Source organism: Streptomyces sp. NBC_01288, assembly GCF_035982055.1.
Taxonomy (GTDB): Bacteria; Actinomycetota; Actinomycetes; order Streptomycetales; family Streptomycetaceae; genus Streptomyces.
On the sequence record NZ_CP108427.1, the window covers coordinates 977078 to 996005 of the forward strand.

Annotated in this window: 19 protein-coding genes; 14 read left to right on the plus strand and 5 right to left on the minus strand. The window is 71.4% G+C overall.

Annotated elements, in window-relative coordinates:
- The first annotated feature begins 209 nt into the window (after window positions 1-209).
- A complete protein-coding gene (locus OG194_RS04485) occupies window positions 210-1523 on the plus strand; it encodes an MFS transporter (protein WP_327399512.1) in 1314 nt (437 codons plus the stop codon).
- A gap of 61 nt (window positions 1524-1584) precedes the next feature.
- Window positions 1585-2961 carry a Fic family protein gene (locus tag OG194_RS04490; RefSeq protein WP_327399513.1) on the plus strand — a complete coding sequence of 459 codons (1377 nt, stop codon included), beginning with the start codon at window positions 1585-1587 and terminating at the stop codon, window positions 2959-2961.
- 11 nt (window positions 2962-2972) lie between these two features.
- Here OG194_RS04490 and OG194_RS04495 read toward each other — a convergent pair whose 3' ends face one another.
- The gene (locus OG194_RS04495) at window positions 2973-4232 is read right to left on the minus strand and encodes a glucarate dehydratase family protein (protein ID WP_327399514.1); all 1260 of its coding nucleotides are present in this window, start codon (window positions 4230-4232) and stop codon (window positions 2973-2975) included.
- 78 nt (window positions 4233-4310) lie between these two features.
- On the minus strand, window positions 4311-5711 hold the full coding sequence (locus tag OG194_RS04500) for an AbfB domain-containing protein (protein WP_327399515.1): 1401 nt from the start codon (window positions 5709-5711) through the stop codon (window positions 4311-4313).
- A 248-nt stretch (window positions 5712-5959) separates the two neighbouring features.
- Between OG194_RS04500 and OG194_RS04505 the strand changes: the two genes are divergently transcribed.
- From OG194_RS04505 to OG194_RS04520, 4 genes are all read left to right on the plus strand, one after another.
- Window positions 5960-7381 carry an amidase gene (locus OG194_RS04505; RefSeq protein WP_327399516.1) on the plus strand — a complete coding sequence of 474 codons (1422 nt, stop codon included), beginning with the start codon at window positions 5960-5962 and terminating at the stop codon, window positions 7379-7381.
- Between the two features lie 26 nt (window positions 7382-7407).
- Complete coding sequence (locus OG194_RS04510) at window positions 7408-7626, plus strand: hypothetical protein (RefSeq protein ID WP_327399517.1); 219 nt, start codon at window positions 7408-7410, stop codon at window positions 7624-7626.
- A 143-nt stretch (window positions 7627-7769) separates the two neighbouring features.
- The gene (locus tag OG194_RS04515; RefSeq protein ID WP_327399518.1) at window positions 7770-9251 is read left to right on the plus strand and encodes a flotillin family protein; all 1482 of its coding nucleotides are present in this window, start codon (window positions 7770-7772) and stop codon (window positions 9249-9251) included.
- A 62-nt stretch (window positions 9252-9313) separates the two neighbouring features.
- On the plus strand, window positions 9314-9760 hold the full coding sequence (locus OG194_RS04520) for a type II toxin-antitoxin system PemK/MazF family toxin (RefSeq protein ID WP_327399519.1): 447 nt from the start codon (window positions 9314-9316) through the stop codon (window positions 9758-9760).
- A gap of 4 nt (window positions 9761-9764) precedes the next feature.
- On the opposite strand, the gene OG194_RS04525 is transcribed toward OG194_RS04520, so the two are convergent.
- Entirely contained in the window at window positions 9765-10589 is an 825-nt protein-coding gene (locus OG194_RS04525; RefSeq protein WP_327399520.1) for a TIGR02452 family protein, read from the minus strand.
- Between the two features lie 292 nt (window positions 10590-10881).
- Between OG194_RS04525 and egtA the strand changes: the two genes are divergently transcribed.
- From egtA to OG194_RS04550, 5 genes are all read left to right on the plus strand, one after another.
- Window positions 10882-12192 carry an ergothioneine biosynthesis glutamate--cysteine ligase EgtA gene (gene egtA / locus OG194_RS04530; protein WP_327399521.1) on the plus strand — a complete coding sequence of 437 codons (1311 nt, stop codon included), beginning with the start codon at window positions 10882-10884 and terminating at the stop codon, window positions 12190-12192.
- Window positions 12189-13541: an ergothioneine biosynthesis protein EgtB gene (gene egtB, locus OG194_RS04535; RefSeq protein WP_327399522.1), complete on the plus strand. Its 1353-nt coding sequence runs from the start codon at window positions 12189-12191 to the stop codon at window positions 13539-13541. The genes egtA and egtB overlap by 4 nt, the downstream gene beginning before the upstream one ends.
- The gene (egtC, locus tag OG194_RS04540) at window positions 13541-14320 is read left to right on the plus strand and encodes an ergothioneine biosynthesis protein EgtC (RefSeq protein ID WP_327399524.1); all 780 of its coding nucleotides are present in this window, start codon (window positions 13541-13543) and stop codon (window positions 14318-14320) included. Before egtB ends, egtC begins: the two co-directional genes overlap by 1 nt.
- Window positions 14317-15279, plus strand: coding sequence for an L-histidine N(alpha)-methyltransferase (gene egtD / locus OG194_RS04545; RefSeq protein WP_327399525.1), 963 nt, complete (start codon window positions 14317-14319; stop codon window positions 15277-15279). The genes egtC and egtD overlap by 4 nt, the downstream gene beginning before the upstream one ends.
- A 93-nt stretch (window positions 15280-15372) precedes the next feature.
- Window positions 15373-15588 carry a dodecin gene (locus OG194_RS04550; protein ID WP_019057614.1) on the plus strand — a complete coding sequence of 72 codons (216 nt, stop codon included), beginning with the start codon at window positions 15373-15375 and terminating at the stop codon, window positions 15586-15588.
- Window positions 15589-15609: 21 nt separating this feature from the next.
- On the opposite strand, the gene OG194_RS04555 is transcribed toward OG194_RS04550, so the two are convergent.
- Window positions 15610-16101: a phosphatase domain-containing protein gene (locus tag OG194_RS04555; RefSeq protein WP_327399526.1), complete on the minus strand. Its 492-nt coding sequence runs from the start codon at window positions 16099-16101 to the stop codon at window positions 15610-15612.
- Window positions 16102-16173: 72 nt separating this feature from the next.
- Between OG194_RS04555 and OG194_RS04560 the strand changes: the two genes are divergently transcribed.
- The 3 genes from OG194_RS04560 to OG194_RS04570 all read left to right on the plus strand — a co-directional run bounded on the left by OG194_RS04560 (window position 16174) and on the right by OG194_RS04570 (window position 17893).
- Window positions 16174-16596 carry a (2Fe-2S) ferredoxin domain-containing protein gene (locus OG194_RS04560; RefSeq protein ID WP_327399527.1) on the plus strand — a complete coding sequence of 141 codons (423 nt, stop codon included), beginning with the start codon at window positions 16174-16176 and terminating at the stop codon, window positions 16594-16596.
- Window positions 16597-16684: 88 nt separating this feature from the next.
- Window positions 16685-16855: a 50S ribosomal protein L32 gene (gene rpmF, locus OG194_RS04565; protein WP_327399528.1), complete on the plus strand. Its 171-nt coding sequence runs from the start codon at window positions 16685-16687 to the stop codon at window positions 16853-16855.
- A gap of 42 nt (window positions 16856-16897) precedes the next feature.
- Window positions 16898-17893, plus strand: coding sequence for an LLM class flavin-dependent oxidoreductase (locus OG194_RS04570; RefSeq protein WP_327399529.1), 996 nt, complete (start codon window positions 16898-16900; stop codon window positions 17891-17893).
- Here OG194_RS04570 and OG194_RS04575 read toward each other — a convergent pair.
- Window positions 17883-18905: an alcohol dehydrogenase gene (locus OG194_RS04575; protein WP_327399530.1), complete on the minus strand. Its 1023-nt coding sequence runs from the start codon at window positions 18903-18905 to the stop codon at window positions 17883-17885. The genes OG194_RS04570 and OG194_RS04575 overlap by 11 nt on opposite strands.
- Window positions 18906-18928: the final 23 nt, after the last annotated feature.

Here is an 18928-nt window from a genome sequence, read left to right on the forward strand (position 1 = left end):
TTCCGGGCACGGGGAGGTACGGCGTACGCCCTGCGGAGATGTCCGTTCCGGATATGCCAAATCTCATTTGACTGCGCTATATTTCACGCCTCAACTCCGCTTGCCCATAGGCGTTTTCCCCTCTCCCCGCCCCCGCGAATTCATTTCGCCCTGGTCGGTACCAATCGTTTCCCCCTCCGTGATACGCCTCACTGAAAGCTTTCCATTCCGTGGCCATCACCCTGCACGAGGACCGGCCGCCCGCCGGTCGCCATGCAGCCGTTCCGTCCGGCAGCCTGTTCCGACGGATCTACGCACCGCGCACCAGCGACGCCCTGGCGTTCTCCATGTCGACGTACGCCATGCCGCTGCTGGTCCTGGCGATCACCCGGTCCTCGTCGCTGACGGGCCTGGCGTTCGCCCTGGAGTGGACACCGCGGATCGCCGCGTTCGTCCTGGCGGGCAATGTGGTGGACCGGCGCGGCGCGGCGATCGTGTGTTTCCTCGCCTCGCTGCTGCGGGCCCTGGTCCTCGCGGGGGCGGCGGTGGCGCTGGTGATGCTGCCGCGCGGCACCGCGGAGACCGTGACCGTGCTGGTGCTGGCGGCGGTGACCGGCACCCTCACCCAGTTCAGCTTCGTCGCCAACGAGGCCGTGGGCGCGATCGTCACCCGGCGCGCGGAGAACCGGCCCCACGGCGTGCAGTCGGTCCTCATCGGCATCGACCAGACCGCGATGCTCGTCGGCCCCCTGCTCGCGGGCTTCCTGCTGCTGGTCGGTCCGGGCTGGATGCTCGGCTGCCTGACCGGGCTGTCCCTGCTCGCGGCCGTACTCGGACTCCAGACCCCGCCCACCCCGCTGCGTGCCGGACGGCCGGTCGGCGAACACGCACCCGGCAGTCTGCGGACCGGGCTGCGCATGCTGCGCAGACTGCCCGCCCTGCGCTGGCTGGTGGCGGGCCTGGCCTGCTCCAATCTCGCCCTCGGCCTGCTCCAGTCCGCGAGCCCGATCATCGTCGTCGAGAACTTCGGCCGCTCCTCCGCCGACGTCGGCACTCTGTGGTCCGCCGCCGCGGCCGCGACCCTCCTCGCGGTCACCTGCTGCCGGCTCGCCCTGAGCCGCGTCGACCTGTGGGGCGTGGGAGTCGTCTGCGCGACGTTCGCCTCCGCCGCCTGCCTCGCTCTCCCCCAAGCCCCGTCCTACGCCGCCTACATGGTGCTCATCGCGCTGTTCATGGCGGGCGACGGCGGCCTCACCGTCGTCCTGCGCACGCTGCGCTCGCTGGTCATCCCGGCGACGGCCTTCGGCACCACCCTCTCCCTGACCATGCTGCTCCTGCTGCTGCCCTTCCCGGTGGCCGGCGTCCTCGTCGCCGTCACCCCGCCGACCCACCTCGACACGGTCGTCCTGTGCTGCGCCCTCGTCCAGGCGGTCGCCCTGGCCATCACCTTCGTCCGGCTGCGCAACGAGCCGACGCTACGCGCGTCCGCCCACCGGCCACCCCACACCATGCTCCCCAACGAGACGTCGACGACGCCGCGTTGACGGTCGGTGGCCTGCGGTAATTCGGTTGAACACAGGCCCGCTCGGCGTGCAGGCTTGCGCGGTGCAGAGGGAATGGAACCCGGGTTGTCTGAACTGGGACGAGGTCGACCCCGCGCGTCATCCCTTCGACGCCGAGGCGGCGGCGGAGGTGGTGCGCTCCCTCGGACCGGCCCGCCGGATGCCGACCCGCCCCGACGTCCCCTACGGCGATCCCGTTCTGCGTGACTGGAGTCGGGACCTGGCGAGGCCCTGGGCCGACGCCATGTCGTACGCCCTCGCCGAGCGCTACGGCGACTGGGTCGTGGGCTGGCGCTGGGCGCACGACGAGGGCGACTTCGACGGCGGCCCGGTCGGCAGTTGGTGCTGTGTGACGCACTCGTACACCACATCGGAGGAGACCCTCGACCGGGTGGTCGCCGGGCTGTGCGAATGGCGCGACTGGCTGGAGCGGCTCGCGACCCTGTTCGAGGCGTACCCGCTGGACCTGGCCGACGTGGCGGACCAGCGGATCCTCTGGGAGTGCGCCGCCCGCAACCTCATCTTCCAGGCGTACGACCGCACCGGCTCCGGCAGCGGCTGGTACGGGCACTGCCGTCAGGTGCTCACCTGGTTCCTCAGCTACTGGCGCATAGACCCCGACACGGCACAGAAGTTGGTCGACGAGGCGATCGACGGCCGGTTCAAGAGCTGGACCGGCCCGGACCGGGTTCTGGTCGACGACATCGCGGAGCGCCTCGCACTCTCGCTACGGCCCGACGACACCGTACGACCGCCCGCCCCCGGCCCGTTGCCGGACCATCTGCGGAGTTGGCTCGCGGTGCGCGAGACCGTGCCGTGGGAGGACGCGCCGGACGGCGGCGGGGACGAGCCGGTCGTTCCGTCGCGCGACGGCGCGGCGGAGTACATACGCGCCTTCGACCACACCGTGTCGGCCGCTCGCGGCGAGGGCCTGCTCACCGCCCTGGACCTGGTGCGGGCCGACGCGGCGCGCGGTGCCCGGCTCGACTTCGAGCTGCTGCGCGGCTGGCAGCGGCACGTCCTCGGCACCCCCGGACCACCGTCGTTCCGCACCCTGCCGGCCTTCGCCAAGAAGGGCGGGGAGCGCTACGGCGTCGGCCCCGACACCCGTGAACGCCTCGACGCCTGCCTGGCGGAGAGCACACGGGACGCCGACCAGCCCCTCCCGCTGACCGCCCGGGCCGCCCGCGTCTGTCTCGACGTGTGCTTCTTCCATCCCTTCGACGACGGCAACGCCCGGTCCGCCTTCCTGGCCCTCGTCTTCGTCCTGGCCCGCGAGGGCGTCACCCTGGACTCGGTCACTCTGCTCCGCCGTATCAGCCACGCGGCCGACGACCCGCAGAGCGGAGTGATCATGTGCCGGTCCGTCGACCTCCACCTCAGCGAGACCCGGCGTCACGTCGCCTCAACCACCGCCTAGGTACGGCGAGTTCACCACCTGGGGAGTCTCGGCTCGTACTCGGGCCGGACCCGTCGCATGTACGCGGTGTCGTCCCGGCCGCGCACACCCGAGTCGAGGTAGAGCCGGTGCAGTCGGTCGAGGGCGTCGTGGTCGAGTTCCACACCGAGGCCGGGACCGGTGGGGACCCTGACCGCGCCGTCCCGCAGCTCCAGCACCCCGGGGACGACGATGTCGTCGGCCGAGTTCCATGGGTAGTGCGTGTCGCAGGAGTGGTCGAGGTTGGGGATGGCCGCCGCGACATGGGTCATGGCGGCGAGGCTGATGCCGAGATGCGAGTTGGAGTGCATGGACAGGCCGAGCCCGAACACCTCGCAGACGACGGCCAGTTCGCGGGTCCGGCGCAGCCCTCCCCAGTAGTGGTGATCGGTGAGGAGGACCTGGATCGCGCGCTGCTCGATCGCGGGCCGCAGATGTTCCCAGGCGATCACGCACATGTTGGTGGCGAGCGGGAGCGGTGACTCCTTCGCGACCTGGGCCATGCCGGGGATGCTGGCAGTCGGGTCCTCCAAGTACTCCAGGACGCCGTCCAGTTGGCGGGCCACGTACGCCGAGGTCTCCGGCGTCCAGGCCGTGTTGGGGTCCAGCCGCAGCGGCTGCCCCGGGAAGGCCTCGGCCAGTGCCCTGATCGCGGCGATCTCCTCGTCGGGCGGGAAGACACCGCCCTTGAGCTTGAACGACCGGAAGCCGTACCGCTGTTGCATCAGCCGGGCCTGCTCGACGATCCCGGCCGGGTCCAGCGCCGCGCCCCAGTCGTCGCCCACCGCGGGCCTGCCGTCCAGGGCGGGATGCTCGGCCCACTTGTAGAAGAGGTACGCGGCGAAGGGCACGGCGTCGCGGACCTTGCCGCCGAGCAGGTCACTGACCGGGCGTCCGAGCAGCTTGCCCTGTGCGTCGAGGCAGGCCACCTCCACCGCCGAGCTGGTCCAGCCGCGTTCGTGGGAACTGGGCACGGTCGGCAGCAGGGCGGCGTCGATCGCGGCGACGAGGGCCGTCGTGTCGAAGACGTCCATCCCCACGACGACCTTCGCCGCCGCCTCAAGTCGCTCCAGCCGGACCGTGCCGCCCGTGGACTCGCCGAGGCCCACGGTGCCGTCCTCCAGCACCAGTTGGAGGACGGACCGCAGGGCCAGCGGCTCGTGGACGCCGTTCGAGTTGAGGAGGGGTGGATCACGGAAGGCGATCGGGGTGACGATCAGCTCGCGGATCCGTGTCGCTGCCGTACTGCTCATGCGCCCAGCGCCTCCAGGCCATGGCCGATCACTGTCGTTCGCATCCTGCCCCGTTCCGGTGGATCACAGTCATGTGTGTCAGGCCCAGGCCGTCACGGGCACGAACGAACTGTCCGTCCGGAAGAGATCCGTGCCGTCCGTCGGGTCCACCCGCAGCTGGTAGTTGTAGTGGCGGAGGTAGTAGCCGGGGTAGTTGTACGACTCGAAGCGCAGCGCACCGGTGGTGGCGCCGGTCCGGGCGTAGAACGTGGCGTCCCCGGCGAAGGTCGACGTGCCGTCGTTCGCGTCGAAGCGGCCCCGGAAGTCGTAGTGGCGCAGGTAGTTGCCCGCCGCGTCCCGGAAGGAGAAGCCGGTCGCGTCGGCGAGGCCCGCGACGACGGTGAACGTGGACGCCTGCTTCAGGGCGGTGGTGCTGGAGCTGGTCACCACCGGCAGGTTGAGCAGCGAGGACACCTCCTGCCAGTAGCGGGTCGTGTAGTTGGCGGACTGGAAGGAGCGGGTGACGCCGGTCGCGAGGCTCGGGCCGCCGGACACCGTCTCCTTGATGACCGTGAAGTGGCGGGCCGTACCGGAGAGGGTGGTCAGCGCGGTCGGCGCGGACCAGGTGGCGAAGGTGTCGTAGCTGTCGCTGTAGTAGTAAGTGCCGTCGCCGTAGCCGTCGAAGAAGATCCGCCAGCCGCCGTTGTCGAGCTGCACCACCGAGGGGCCCTCGCGGTAGCTGCCCCAGCCGGCCCAGTCGCCGGTCTTCGAGATCGTGTAGGGGCCGGTGAGGCTGGTGGCGGTGCCGTACTCGATGTACTTCGCCGTCTCGTTCTTGGTGAAGGCGTGGTAGGTCGAGCCGATCCGCACGATGTACGTGTCGATGTGGTTGGAGCCGATGCCGGACAGGGCGACCGGTGAACTCCACGCCGTCAGCGCGGAGTTGGACGCCTTCAGCCGGTACGGCGTGAAGATCCACTCGTCGTCGGTGGTCGAGCAGGACACGATGACGTTGACACTGCCGTCGCCGTCGACGAACCACTCGGGCGCCCACGCTCGCGACAGATTCGTGATCGGGACCGTGTAGTCGTACAGGAACGTCCAGTCGACCCGGTCCGAGCTGCGCGCGAAGCCGATGGTGGTGCTGACGTCCTCCCAGGTGTGGGTGGTGTACGTCAGGTAGTAGTAGCCGTCGGTGTGCTTGAACACGCTCGCGTCGCGGATGCGGTTGCTCGGCGGGGTGTACGCGGAGGCCTGGACGAGGCGGAAGTCGGTGGCGTCGTCGGACTGGTAGACGTTGACGGTGCCGTCGTCGCTGTTGAGGAACGGGACGATCGTGTAGCGGGTGGCGTAGCCGCTCGACGGGGCGGCGGCCAGGGCCGTGCCGAGCAGTCCGGGGGCCTCGCCCAGGGCGAGCGCGGAGGCGGGCAGCACGGCCAGCGCGCGCAGCAGGGTGCGGCGGGACGGCGTGGGGGGCGGTGTGGGGGGACGTGTGGTCACGGGCGGCTCTCCCGGAGACTCGATGTTCGTGATATCGAACCCAGTTCGTGAATTCGGTCAGAAGGTAGGGGTGGGTCAGGAGCACGTCAATGGTTTGCGCAATGCTGGATGATCTCTGTGGGACGCCTGTGGTGTACGGCCCGGTGCGCGGCCAATCGCCCACGCCACGCGGGAAGTTGCCGCATCCGCGGCACACCGGCCGCCTGGACGTTACCGTTCGGTAGACCACGCGCTTCCGGAGGTGCCGTATGACGCCCGACCGTTCCGCAGGCCTGGCCGAGTCCGCCCGCGCACTGGCCGCCGGGGAGGTGACCGCGCGGGCCCTGACCGAGGAGGCCCTGGCCCGGATCGAGTCGACTCAGGCCTCCCTGAACGCCTTTCGCATCGTACGGAGGGAGGCGGCACTCGCCGAGGCCGAAGCCGCGGACAAGGAACTGGCCGCCGGAGTCCGCAAACCGCTCCTCGGAGTGCCGGTCGCCGTGAAGGACGACATGGACGTGGCGGGCGAGCCGACCGCGTTCGGCTGCCGGGGCGAGTTCCCGCCGGTGGCGGAGGACGGCGAGGCGGTACGACGGCTGCGGGCGGCCGGTGCCGTGATCGTCGGGAAGACCAACACCTGCGAGCTCGGGCAGTGGCCGTTCACCGAGGGGCCGGCGTTCGGCGCGACCCGCAATCCGTGGAACTCCCGTCATTCGCCCGGGGGTTCGTCCGGTGGCTCGGCGGCGGCGGTCGCCGCGGGGCTGGTCCCGGCCGCGCTCGGTTCGGACGGCGCCGGTTCGGTGCGCATCCCGGCCGCCTGGACCCACCTCATCGGCGTCAAGCCGCAGCGCGGCCGTATCTCGACCTGGCCGCGCGGCGAGTCCTTCCAGGGCATCACGGTCAACGGCACCCTCGCCCGTACGGTCGCCGACGCGGCCCTGCTCCTGGACGCGGCGAGCGGCAATCACGCACGGGACCCGCACCAGCCGCCCCCGCTCACCCTGTCGGACGCGGTGGGCCGCGAACCCGGCCGACTGCGCATCGCGCTCTCCCTGAAGCCGCCGTTCACCGCGCTGCCCGCCCGGCTGCAACCGGAGGTACGGGCCCGGGTCCTCGAACTCGCCGAGACACTGGCCCAGTTGGGCCACACGGTCGTAGAGGACGATCCGCCGTACGGACAGATCGGGTTGACCTTCCTCCCCCGCGCCACCGCCGGGATCGCCGAGCGGGTCCGCGAGGCACCGCACCCCGAACTCCTCGACCCCCGCACTCTGGAGGCCGCGCGCCTGGGCCGACGGCTCGGCGGGGCCGCGCTGCGGGCGGCGCGGCGCGCGGAGGCCACCCTGCACGACCGGTTCGGGGCGTTCTTCGGGAGGTACGACCTGGTGCTCGCGCCGACAACTGCCGCTCCTCCGCCCCTCGTCGGCGCGATGCTCGACTTGGGCGGTCTGGCCACCGACCGCGCGATGGTCGCCGCCTGCCCCTACGCCTGGCCGTGGAACATCCTCGGCTGGCCCGGCGTCAACGTCCCCGCGGGCTTCGTGGCGGGCGGACTCCCGGTCGGCGCCCAGCTGTTGGGCCCGTCGAACAGTGAGCCCCTTCTGCTGTCCCTCGCGGCGCAGTTGGAGGCGGACCTGCGCTGGCACGAGCGGTGGCCGGAGCCGATCGCCGCCGAAACCCCGGCGGCATAGGCGGGTTGGGCCCGTACCCTGTGACCATGCAGGATGCGTCGATGGTCGGGCTGATGGGGCGGGTCACCGGGACGGTCGGGCCCGGGCTCGTCGGCGAGGTGATCGTCCGGGTGCGCGGCGGCGCCGAGCACTTCCTCGCGTACGCCGCCACGGGCACGGACCGGATCGCGCCGGGGACCGTGGTGATGGTGGTGGAGTACCTGCCACCGAGGACGGTCTACGTCACGCAGGCATACGACAGTTGAGCTACCTCCTTCGCAGGTGAGAGCGTTTCAGGTGCGTATGCGTCAAGATTGCAACAAGGATCCGTCAGCGTCTGTACCCCGGTGTCGCGCAGGCGCACACTCCCTTCGTTCGGTGCCGAAAGGGCACCATCAAAAGGGGGCGTATGCCGATGGTCATCGGCGTCGTAGCGGGGGTGGCGGTTCTCGCCGTTCTCGTACTGATCGGTCTGTTCAAGTCGATGTGGCGGGTCGCGGAGCCCAACGAGGCACTCATCATCTCGGGTTCCAAGCACCGCACCGAAGGCCTTGAAGAGGGCATGGGGTTCCGCATCGTCACGGGGCGCGGCACGCTGGTGCTGCCCGGTGTGCAGGCGGTGCGCAAGATCTCGCTGGACCTCAACGAGACCGAGCTGCACGTGGATTGTGTGACCACGCAGGGCATTCCGCTCAAGGTGCGGGGCGTGGTCATCTTCAAGGTGGGCGACGACTTCGTGTCGATCGCCAACGCGGGTCGGCGTTTCCTCGACCAGCAGAAGATGATGTCGGAGCGGGTGCACAACGTGTTCGCCGGTCATCTCCGGTCCATCGTGGGCGGGTTGACGGTCGAGGACATGATCCGCGACCGGGAGAAGCTGACGGGGCAGACCCGTGCCGCGTGCGGTACGGAGATGGAGAAACTGGGTCTGATCGTGGACTCGCTGCAGATCCACGAGATCGAGGACCCGACCGGGTACATCAAGAACCTCGCGATGCCGCACGCGGCGGCCGTGCAGCGGGACGCGCGCATCGCGCAGGCCGAGGCCAACCGGCTGGCCACCGAGGCCGAACAGAAGGCCGCGGCACGGATGTCGGAGGCCACCCGGGACAGCGAGATCCTCCAGGCCGGCTACCAGGCCGAGCGCGACAAGGCGGGGGCGAAGGCCCGACAGGCCGGACCCCTCGCGGACGCCGCAGCCCGGCAGGACGTCGTCGTGCAGGAGACCCGGATCGCCGAACTCGACGCCCTGCGCCGGGAACAGCAGCTCCAGGCGGACGTCCGCAAGCCCGCGGACGCCCAGGCGTACGAGACCCGGGCCCGCGCCGAGGCCGAGCGCGACGCACGGATCTCCGCGGCTCAAGCCAAGGCCAAGGAGACCGAGTTGGCGGCCACGGCCGAGGCGAGCCGGATCAAGACGGCCGCGCTCGCCGAGGCCGAGGCGACCCAGGCACGCGGTGCCGCCGCAGCGACGGCGACCAGGGCGACCGGTGAGGCCGAGGCCGCCGCCGCGCAGGCGAAGGGTCTCGCCGCCGCCGAGGCGACCCGGGCCCAGGGTCTCGCCGAGGCGGAGGCCATCAAGGCGCGGGCAGCCGCTCTCGCCGAGAACCAGGAAGCGGTGGTCGCGCAGCAACTGGCCGAGAACTGGCCGGAGATCGTGAAGGCCGGCGCGTCCGCGTTCGGCAGCATCGACAACATGGTGGTCCTCAACGGGGCCGACGGCATGGCGGAGATGCTCGCCAAGGCGCTCACCATGGGCGGCACGGGCCTCGGTCTGGCCCGCCAGCTGCTCTCCTCGATGAACCAGAACGGACAGACCCCGAACGGGACTTCGGCCCTGAACGGAGTCACGGCACCGCCGTCGCAGAAGGTGCCGGTGGAGAAGGAGTAGTGGTGATCGTCTGACGGGCGCCCGGCGTCCGGGGTCACGGAGGCACGTTCTAAGGTGCCTCCGTGACCGCCTTTACCGATGAGAACGTTCCGGGCCGCTTCGGCCCCTCCGCCACCACCGAGGCCGACCCGCGCGAGGTCGGCAAGGTCCGTACCGAGTACTCCCCCGCGCACGACGGCGACCCCGACCCCGGTGAAATCGTCTGGACCTGGGTGCCCTTTGAAGAGAACGACGGCCGGGGCAAGGACCGCCCGGTCCTCGTCGTGGCCCGCGAGCCCGGCGGAACCGTGCTCGCCGTCCAGCTCTCCAGCAAGCGCCACGACGGCGACCGCGAGTGGGTGGCGATCGGCAGCGGCCCGTGGGACAAGTCCGGCCGCGACTCGTGGGTCGACGTGGACCGCGTCCTGCGCCTGCACGAGGACGGCATGCGCCGGGAGGCCTGCGCGATCGACCAGATGCGCTTCAACCTCGTCCGGCACCGGCTGCACGAGCGCTACGGCTGGACCTGATCCGCTACCGCTGGAGCTGACGCTCCGGAAACGTCCGTGCGAAGGCGTCCAGGACCGTGGCACCCGGTGTGCGGTCCAGGACGCCGAACACCACGTGCTCGAAGGCCGCGGCGAACCGTCCGCCCGGCCCGAGCAGCGTGTGGAACGCGCCCGCGACCTGCGCCGGGTCGTTCCGGAACACCCCGCAACCCCAGGCACCCAGGACCAGCCGCCGGTAGCCGTGCAGGGCTGCTGTCTCCAGCACCCGCTCCGCCCGTACGGCGATGGCGTGCGGCAGCTCGGCCGCGCGCTCGGGTGCCGTGTGCAGGACGACCCCGGCGTTCGGTGCGGCGGCGGTCAGGAATCCGGCCGTGTACGGCTCGTCCAGGAGCCGGCCCTTGTCGTCGCGGAAGACGGGGACGGCCGGTGAGTGGATGACGCGGTCCGTGTAGAACGGGTCGCGGTGGGCGCGGTGATGGTCGTAGAAACCGCGGGCCTCAAGCAGGCACGTGTACAGCGCGGAGGCGCGGCACAGGGCCTCTTCCTGGGCCTGCGCGCCGTTGAGGAAGCCGCCGCCGGGGTTGCGGGCGGAGGCGAAGTTCAGGACGGCGACCGGGCCGGTCAGGCGCCGGGCGGCCTCCAGGCTGCTCTCGCCGGTGACCTCGACGAGCGTCTTCGCAGGTGAGAGCGGCGGTATCCGCACCGGTTCCGGTCCGTACAGGCGTGTGCCCGCGCGGGCCGCGTCGGTCTCGGCGGCGATGGACACCTCGCGTCCGTCCGCCGTGCGGTAGCCCCCGGCAGCGACGATCTGCTCGGTCTGCTGCGCGATGCCGCGCAGGCGCGCGCTCATGGCATAACCCCCGTGTACGCCATGAGCGCGCGCCCCGCGATCTCCCCCGTGTTCTCCCCCGTGTTCTCCCCCGTCGTGCTCATACCTGCATCCTGAGCGATGCTGGTCGTGCGGTGCAACGGAGTTTCCGGGCCCCGCGAACAGCCGGCGAACCGGAGATTACCGATCCCGAACGTGGCAATACGCACCCTTGTGCGACCAGCCGCGAGGGTCTTGGGTGGTACGAGTGTGCCGACCCGGGCCCAACAGAAACCGGGCCGGTGGCATGGTGGAATCTCAGGAGGATCCCGACATGTCCGATACGGCAAGTGACTGTAGCGACTGTACGGAGCCCCGTACCGCGGTCACCGAACCCGAGGTGGAAGCCCTGGTCAGGGGCATCTGCTTCAAGACCGGTCCGCCCCGAACGCTCGGGGTCGAAGTGGAATGGCTCGTCCACGAGCTGCGCCTGCCGCAGCTCCCCGTGACACCCGAACGACTCGAAGCGGCCTACGCCGCCTTGAGGACCGTGCCTCTGAGGTCGGCGCTCACCGTCGAGCCCGGCGGCCAGCTGGAACTCAGCTCGTCGCCCGCCGCCTCCCTGATGGAGTGCATCGGTTCCGTCTCCGAAGACCTGGACGCCGTCCGCGCGGTGCTGCGCCGCGACGGCCTGGGGCTGGTCGGTGTCGGCCACGATCCCTGGCACCCGCCGCGCCGGTTCCTGCACGAGCCGCGCTACGACGCCATGGAGCGCTGCCTCGACCGCACCGGCCCCGCCGGGCGCCGCATGATGTGCACCTCGGCGTCCGTGCAGGTGTGTCTGGACGCCGGTTACGAGGAGCCGGGTCCGCTCGGCCTCGGGCGGCGCTGGTGGCTGGCGCACCAGCTGGGCGCGGTTCTGGTGGCCGCGTTCGCCAACTCCCCGCTGGTCGGCCGCAGCCCCACCGGCTGGCGCTCCACCCGGCAGCTGATCTGGATGGAGATCGGCCCCGGCCGGGCGGGCGGTCCGACCCTGGACGCGCAGCCGCGCGACGCCTGGACCGATCACGTCCTGGACTCGCCGGTGATGTGCATACGGCAGGACAGCGGCCCGTGGGAGGTCCCGGAGGAGCTGACGTTCCGGGAGTGGATCAGGTCGGGGGCGCCCAGGCCGCCGACCCGTGAGGATCTCGACTACCACGTTTCGACGCTGTTCCCGCCGGTCAGACCGCGCGGTCATCTCGAACTGCGCATGATCGACGCGCAGCCCGGGGACGACGGCTGGATCGTGCCGCTGGCCGTGACGACCGCGCTGTTCGACGACCCCGAGGCCGCCGAGACCGCGTACCGGGCCGTGAAGCCGCTGGCCGAACGGTCCCAGGGACTGCCCGCGCCGCACAATCCGCTGTGGATCGACGCGGCCCGCTACGGGCTGTCCGACCCGGAGCTGCACGAGGTCGCCCTCGTCTGCTTCGCGGCGGCCCTGGAGGCCCTGCCCCGGCTCGGCGCCACCGCCGGGGTCACGGACGCCGTCCGCGCGTACTTCGACCGCTATGTCGTCCGGGGCCGCTGCCCCGCCGACGATCTGCTCGACCGCGTGCGTGGCACGGACAGCCGCCCGCACGGGAAGGACATCCGCACATGACCGACGCCGACATCGCCGCCGACACCGGCGCCGACACCTCCGCTGACATCGATATCGAGGCGCTCAGGCAACGGGCGTTGACCACCCTCACCACGGCCCGGGACCGCACGACGCTCCTCACGAGCTGTGTGGACGAGCCCGAACTCACCGCCCAGGTCTCGCCGTTGATGTCCCCGCTGGTCTGGGACCTCGCGCACATCGGCAACCAGGAAGAACTGTGGCTGCTGCGGGCCGTCGGCGGCCGGGACGCGATGCGGCCCGACATCGACGGCCTCTACGACGCGTTCGAGCACCCGCGTTCCGAACGCCCCTCGCTGCCGCTGCTGCCGCCCGCGGAGGCCCGGCAGTACGCGGCCGAGGTGCGCGGCCGGGTGACGGACGTGCTGGAGAGCCACGCCTTCCGCGGGACCCGGCTCACCGACATGGGCTTCGCCTTCGGGATGGTCGCCCAGCACGAACAGCAGCACGACGAAACGATGTTGATCACCCATCAGCTCCGCACGGGCCCGCAGGCGTTGACCGCCCCGGACCCGGAGCCGGTCCCGCTGTTCACCGGCCCGTCCGAAGTCCTCGTCCCCGGGGGCCCGTTCACGATGGGCACCTCCACCGAGCCATGGGCGCTGGACAACGAACGGCCCGCGCACCGGCGGGAGGTGGCCCCGTTCCACATCGACACGACTCCGGTGACGAACGGCGCGTATCTGGCGTTCATCGAGGACGGCGGCTACGACGACCCGCGCTGGTGGACGAAGGAGGGCTGGGCGCACGTCCGCCGCAGCTCCCTCACGGCGCCGGAGTTCTGGCGTCGGGAGGCGGGCCAGTGGCTGCGGCGCCGGTTCGGCGTGACGGAGGCCGTACCCCCGAACGAGCCGGTGGTGCACGTCTGTTGGTACGAGGCCGACGCCTACGCCCGCTGGGCCGGACGCCGGCTGCCCACCGAGGCCGAGTGGGAGAAGGCGGCCCGCCACGACCCGACGGCCGACCGCTCTATGCGCTACCCGTGGGGCGACGCCGACCCGGCACCCGAGCACGCCAACCTGGGCCAACGCCACCTGCGCCCGGCCCCCGCCGGCAGCTACCCGGCGGGCGAATCACCCCTGGGCGTACGCCAGTTGATCGGTGACGTGTGGGAGTGGACGTCGAGCGACTTCCTGCCGTACCCGGGGTTCAAGGCGTTCCCGTACAAGGAGTACTCGGAGGTGTTCTTCGGCCCGGAGTACAAGGTGCTGCGGGGCGGTTCGTTCGCCGTGGACGAGGTGGCCTGCCGGGGTACGTTCCGCAACTGGGACTATCCGATCCGGCGGCAGATCTTCTCCGGCTTCCGTACGGCCCGCTCGGGGGCCGTCTGATGTGCCGTCACCTGGCGTACCTGGGACCCGAGGAACCGCTGGGCCGGCTCCTCGTGGACCCGGAGCACAGCCTGTACCGCCAGTCCTGGGAACCGCGTCGGCAGAAGCACGGAACGGTCAACGCCGATGGTTTCGGGGTGGGTTGGTACGCCGAGGGCGACCCGGTGCCGGGCCGCTACCGGCGGGCCGTCCCCATCTGGGGCGACCAGTCCTTCGCCGACCTGGCCCGTGTGGTCCGCTCGGGGGCACTGCTGGCCGCCGTACGGGACGCGACGTTCGCGGGTGCGGACGGGGAGGCCGCGGCGGCACCGTTCGCCGCGGGCCCCTGGCTGTTCAGCCACAACGGCGCCGTCACCGGCTGGCCGCAGACACTCGCCGCGCTCGCCCAACGCCTGCCCCCGGTGGACCTGTTGTCGCTCGATGCCCGCTGCGACTCGGCGTTCGTCTGGGCCCTGGTCCTCAACCGGCTCCGGGCGGGCGACGAGGAGGGCCAGGCACTGGCCGACACGGTGGTGGAGGTCGCGGCAGCCGCCCCCGGCTCCCGCCTCAACCTCCTTCTCACCGACGGCGAGACGATCGCCGCCACGGCCTGGGGCGACACCCTCTGGTACCTCGCGGAGCCCGGCCGCCGCACGGTCGTGGCCTCCGAGCCGTACGACGACGACCCGCACTGGCAGGAGGCCCCCGACCGCACCTTGCTCACCGCGACCCGCACCGAGGTCCTCCTGACCCCCCTGAAAGATCTGGCACCCGCACCTTCGAAGGAGCCCCGCACGTGAGTCCGTTCCTTCTCACCCGCACCCTCCCCGAGGACGCCACCGACGCGGCCCTGCGCGCCGACGTCCTGGAGGGCCTCACCCGCACCCCGAAGACACTCCCGCCGAAGTGGTTCTACGACGCCCACGGCAGCGAACTCTTCGAGCAGATCACCGAGTTGCCCGAGTACTACCCGACGCGCGCCGAGCGGGAGATCCTCGTCGACCGGGCCGGCGAGATCGCCGCCGCGACCGGCGCCCGCACGCTCGTCGAGCTGGGCTCCGGCTCCTCGGACAAGACACGTCACCTGCTGGACGCGCTCACCGGCCTGGCCGTGTACGTCCCCGTCGACGTCAGTGAGAGCGCGCTCACGCAGGCCGGGCACGCCCTCATCGAGGAGCGCCCGGGTCTCGACGTGCACGCCCTGATCGCCGACTTCACCGGCGACCTCACCCTGCCGGAGACACCGGGACCCCGGCTGCTGGCGTTCCTCGGCGGCACGATCGGCAACCTGCTCCCGGCGGAACGCGCCACGTTCTTCGCCGGCCTCCGCTCGCTCCTCTCCCCCGGCGACGCGCTGCTCCTCGGCACGGACCTGGTCAAGGACGAGCAGGTCCTGGTCAGGGCGTACGACGACGCGGCCGGGGTGACGGCCGCGTTCAACAAGAACGTCCTGACCGTGGTCGACCGCGAACTCGGCGCCGATTTCGACGCCGACGCCTTCGACCACGTCGCCCTCTGGGACACGGACAACGAGTGGATCGAGATGCGGCTGCGCTCCCGCACGGACCAGACCGTGAAGATCCCGGCACTCGATCTCGCCGTCGACTTCACGGCGGGCGAGGAACTCCGCACCGAGATCTCGGCGAAGTTCCGCAAGGAGGGCGTGCGGTCCGAACTGGCCACGACCGGGCTGGAGTTGGCCCACTGGTGGACCGACCGGGAAGGACGCTTCGCGCTGTCGCTCAGCGTGGTGCGCTGACGTCGGGTGACGGGCCGTCTCGCGCACTGCCGCGCTGTGGGGCACGGTGGAGTAACGCGTGACGCGCCCGTCACGGCCGAGAGGAGTACCCGCATGTCCGAGCACACGTACCGGGTCACCGAGATCGTCGGCACCTCTCACGAGGGCATCGACCAGGCCATCCGCAACGGCGTCGCCCGCGCCGCGCAGACCCTGCGCAGCCTGGACTGGTTCGAGGTGACCCAGGTCAGGGGCCAGATCGAGAACGGGCAGATCGAGCACTTCCAGGTCGGCCTGAAGGTCGGCTTCCGCATCGAGGACGAGGACTGACAGCCGCAGGGCAGCAGCCTCTCAGGTCCGGCCCTCCCCCTCCTGTGCCGCCTCCAGCGCGGCGGAGGGGGAGGTCCAGCGGGCCCGTACGACTCTGAACCCGGCCCGTTCGGCGTCGTCGCAGACCAACTCGTCGTCGTCCACGAGGACCCGGATGTCGCGGTCGCGGGCTAGCTGCTTGAGTTTCTCCAGCTTGGTGCGCCGGGCGGGCCTGCGGTCGTCGTTGCGCCGCATGAAGACCCGCCCCTCGGGCAGCCCGTGCGCGGCGAGCCAGGCGAGCGTGTCGCGCCGGCAGCGTTCGGGCCGCCCGGTCAGATACACGACCTCGCACTCCTCGGCGCTCTCCAGCGCGAGCGCGACGCCCTCCGCCAGGGGTGGGTCCTGCGGCGCGGCGCCGAAGAAACCGTCCCAGTCTCGCGGCTTCCGCTCCAGGAACCGTTGCCGGTGCGCCGTGTCGGCGAGGGTGTTGTCGAGGTCGAACACGGCGAGCGGGCGCTTGTTGTCGGCAGTCACCCGCCCACCCTAGACAGCCGGTCCCCGCACCCCGGCAACGGCCCGCAAGAGGCCTGGCCTCATGCTTCTCACATGTCTGCCGCCACTCCCGCCCCCGGTACGTTCCTGATCGGCGCCGCCCGCGAGCGGCCCTGCACCCTGGTCGTGTGCCGGGGCTGCTGCTGCGGCGACCCGCGCAAACACCCCGGCACCGACCACGCCTGGCAGGTGGAACGGCTGCGCGCGGGTGCGGCCGAGCACGGTTTCGCCGTCCGTACGACGGACTGCCTCGGCCCCTGCGACCAGGCCAACGTGATCGTCGTCCAGCCGTCGGCCGCGGGACGGGGGGCCGGTGGGCGGCCGACCTGGGTCGGGTTCGCGATGGACGACGACTGCACGGAGGAAGTCCTGGAGTGGGCGGCCGCGGGCGGGCCGGGGCTCGCGGAACCGCCCGTCACGCTGGAGTTGCAGTTCATCGACCCGCCCCGGGACGCCCGGGTCCGGTCCCGGCGGTGAGAGCCGTACACGCGACCCCCGATTGCTAATGGGATCCATTTTCATATAGCGTCCTCGATGCCCACCAGCCCACCGAGGAGGAATCCCCATGGCCGTCCCCAAACGGAAGATGTCCCGCAGCAACACCCGCCACCGCCGCGCCCGGTGGAAGGCCACGACGCCCACGCTGGTGCCGGTCACCGTCGACGGCGTACGCCACCTCGTCCCGCAGCGCCTGGCGAAGGCGTACGAGCGCGGGCTGCTGCGCCCCGGGGCCTGACCGCCGCGGGAATGCCGGAGCCTCCCCGGCGTTGGAACTGACGTGAGTTCCGTGATCGCCTCGACCCCGTTCTCCGTCCTCGACCGGTCCCGCACCCGCGAGGGGCACCCGCCCGCCGAGGCGCTGCGCGACACCGTGCGGCTGGCGCGGGAGGTCGAGGAGCTGGGGTATCACCGGTTCTGGGTGTCGGAGCACCACGGCGTGCCCGGGGTCGCAGGTTCCGCACCGACCGTGCTGGCCGCCGCCGTCGCCTCGGCCACCCGGAGCATCCGGGTCGGGACGGGCGGGGTGATGCTGCCCAATCACCAACCCCTGGTTGTGGCCGAGCAGTTCGGGGTTCTGGAGTCGCTGTTCCCGGGCCGGATCGACATGGGGCTCGGCCGCTCGGTCGGCTTCACCGGCGGCGTGCGCAGGGCGCTGGGCCGCGACAAGGACGACGCCGACGACTTCGCCGGACAACTCGACGAACTCCTCGACTGGTTCCACGGCACCTCGCCCACCGGCGCGCACGCGCGGCCCTCGGAGGGCCTGAGCGTCCCGCCGTTCGTGCTCGCGATGGGCGAGGGCGCCGACATCGCGGCCCGGGCCGGTCTGCCGATGGTCATCGGCGACCTCCGCAACAGGGAGAAGATGCAGCGCGGAATCGACCACTACCGCGCCCGCTTCCGCCCCTCCTCGTGGGCCGCGCAGCCGTACGTCGTCATATCGGGCACGATCGCCGTGGCCGCCACCCCCGAGGCGGCCCGGCGGCTGCTCGTCCCGGAGGCCTGGTCGATGGCGTACTCGCGCACCCACGGCACCTTCCCGCCGCTGCCGCCCGCCGAGCGCGTGGAGCAACTTCCCATGACCGACAAGGAGTTCGGCTTCTACGAGGCCGGGCTCAGCGGACAGCTCGCGGGCACCGAGGAGCAGGTGGCCCATGAGCTGGAGACGGTGCTGAAGGAGACGGCGGCCGACGAGGTCCTCGTCACCACCAGCACCTACGACCGCGAGGCCCTGCTGGACTCCTATCGGCGGCTCGCCTCGCTCAGGGCGTGAGCACCATCCGGAAGCGCGCGGCGCCGGACAGCATCCGCTCGTAGGCCTCGCCGGCCTGGTCCAGGGGTACGGTCTCGACCATCGGGCGGATGTTGTGCAGGGCGCTGAAGGCCAGCGTGTCCTGCACGTCCTGCGCGGTGCCGGACGGGTGGCCCCGAACCACCTTGGCGCTCATGAGCAGTTGGAGCGGGCTGATCCCCAACGGCGCGGTGTCCGCTCCGATGACGACCAGTTCGCCGCGGGGCCGCAGCCCCTCCACGGTCGCCGTCGCGGCGTCGGCGTTGCCCGCCGTGGCCAGCACGACCTTGGCGCCGCCGAGCGCCTTCAGCGCGTCCGCGACATCGGTGTCCGCCGTGCTGTCCACATAGTGGTGTGCGCCCAACTGCTTGGCGAAGTCGGCCTTTTCGGGACCTCGCGCGATCGCCACGGTCTCGAATCCCATGGCGGCCGCGTACTGCACGCCCAGGTGACCGAGGCCACCGAGTCCGAGGACGGCCACCAGGTCGCCCGGCCCCGCCGCACTGTGCCGCAGTCCGTTGAACGTGGTCACGCCCGCACATCCCATGGGCGCGGCGGCGCTCGCCGAGAGGCTGTCGGGGATCCGAGCGAGTGCGTCGACCGGCGCCACGGTCATCTCCGCGAAGCCTCCGTCGTAGGCCCAGCCGGGCACCTTCATGTTCTCGCAGACGATGAAGTCGCCCTGCCTGCACGGGGTGCAGTGGCCGCAGCTGCCGCCGAACCAGCCGACGGACACCCGGTCGCCGACCCGCCAGCCGCTGTCAGAGGCGCCCTCGCCGAGCGCGTCGATGTGTCCGGCGATCTCGTGCCCGGTGACGAGCGGGAACCGTACGCCCGGTACTCCGGCGTTCACGAAGAAGGTGTCGCTGTGGCAGATCCCGCAGGCCTCCACGGCGATCCGCACATGGCCCGGCCCCGGCTCCGGCACGTCCCGCTCGGCGATCGTGAACTCGGCGCCGGCCGCGCCCACTTGCGCGACTCGATAACTGCTCATGCCTGTCTCCCTGAGGGATGCGA

Bases quoted from the DNA above. Each gene is read 5' to 3' on its own strand.
- OG194_RS04495 (WP_327399514.1), bottom strand. From the start codon at position 4,232: ATGAGCAGTACGGCAGCGACACGGATCCGCGAGCTGATCGTCACCCCG.
- rpmF (WP_327399528.1), top strand. From the start codon at position 16,685: ATGGCCGTCCCCAAACGGAAGATGTCCCGCAGCAACACCCGCCACCGC.
- OG194_RS04515 (WP_327399518.1), top strand. From the start codon at position 7,770: ATGCCGATGGTCATCGGCGTCGTAGCGGGGGTGGCGGTTCTCGCCGTT.
- OG194_RS04525 (WP_327399520.1), bottom strand. From the start codon at position 10,589: ATGAGCGCGCGCCTGCGCGGCATCGCGCAGCAGACCGAGCAGATCGTC.
- egtC (WP_327399524.1), top strand. From the start codon at position 13,541: ATGTGCCGTCACCTGGCGTACCTGGGACCCGAGGAACCGCTGGGCCGG.
- OG194_RS04550 (WP_019057614.1), top strand. From the start codon at position 15,373: ATGTCCGAGCACACGTACCGGGTCACCGAGATCGTCGGCACCTCTCAC.
- OG194_RS04510 (WP_327399517.1), top strand. From the start codon at position 7,408: ATGCAGGATGCGTCGATGGTCGGGCTGATGGGGCGGGTCACCGGGACG.
- OG194_RS04560 (WP_327399527.1), top strand. From the start codon at position 16,174: ATGTCTGCCGCCACTCCCGCCCCCGGTACGTTCCTGATCGGCGCCGCC.
- OG194_RS04505 (WP_327399516.1), top strand. From the start codon at position 5,960: ATGACGCCCGACCGTTCCGCAGGCCTGGCCGAGTCCGCCCGCGCACTG.
- egtA (WP_327399521.1), top strand. From the start codon at position 10,882: ATGTCCGATACGGCAAGTGACTGTAGCGACTGTACGGAGCCCCGTACC.
- egtB (WP_327399522.1), top strand. From the start codon at position 12,189: ATGACCGACGCCGACATCGCCGCCGACACCGGCGCCGACACCTCCGCT.
- OG194_RS04575 (WP_327399530.1), bottom strand. From the start codon at position 18,905: ATGAGCAGTTATCGAGTCGCGCAAGTGGGCGCGGCCGGCGCCGAGTTC.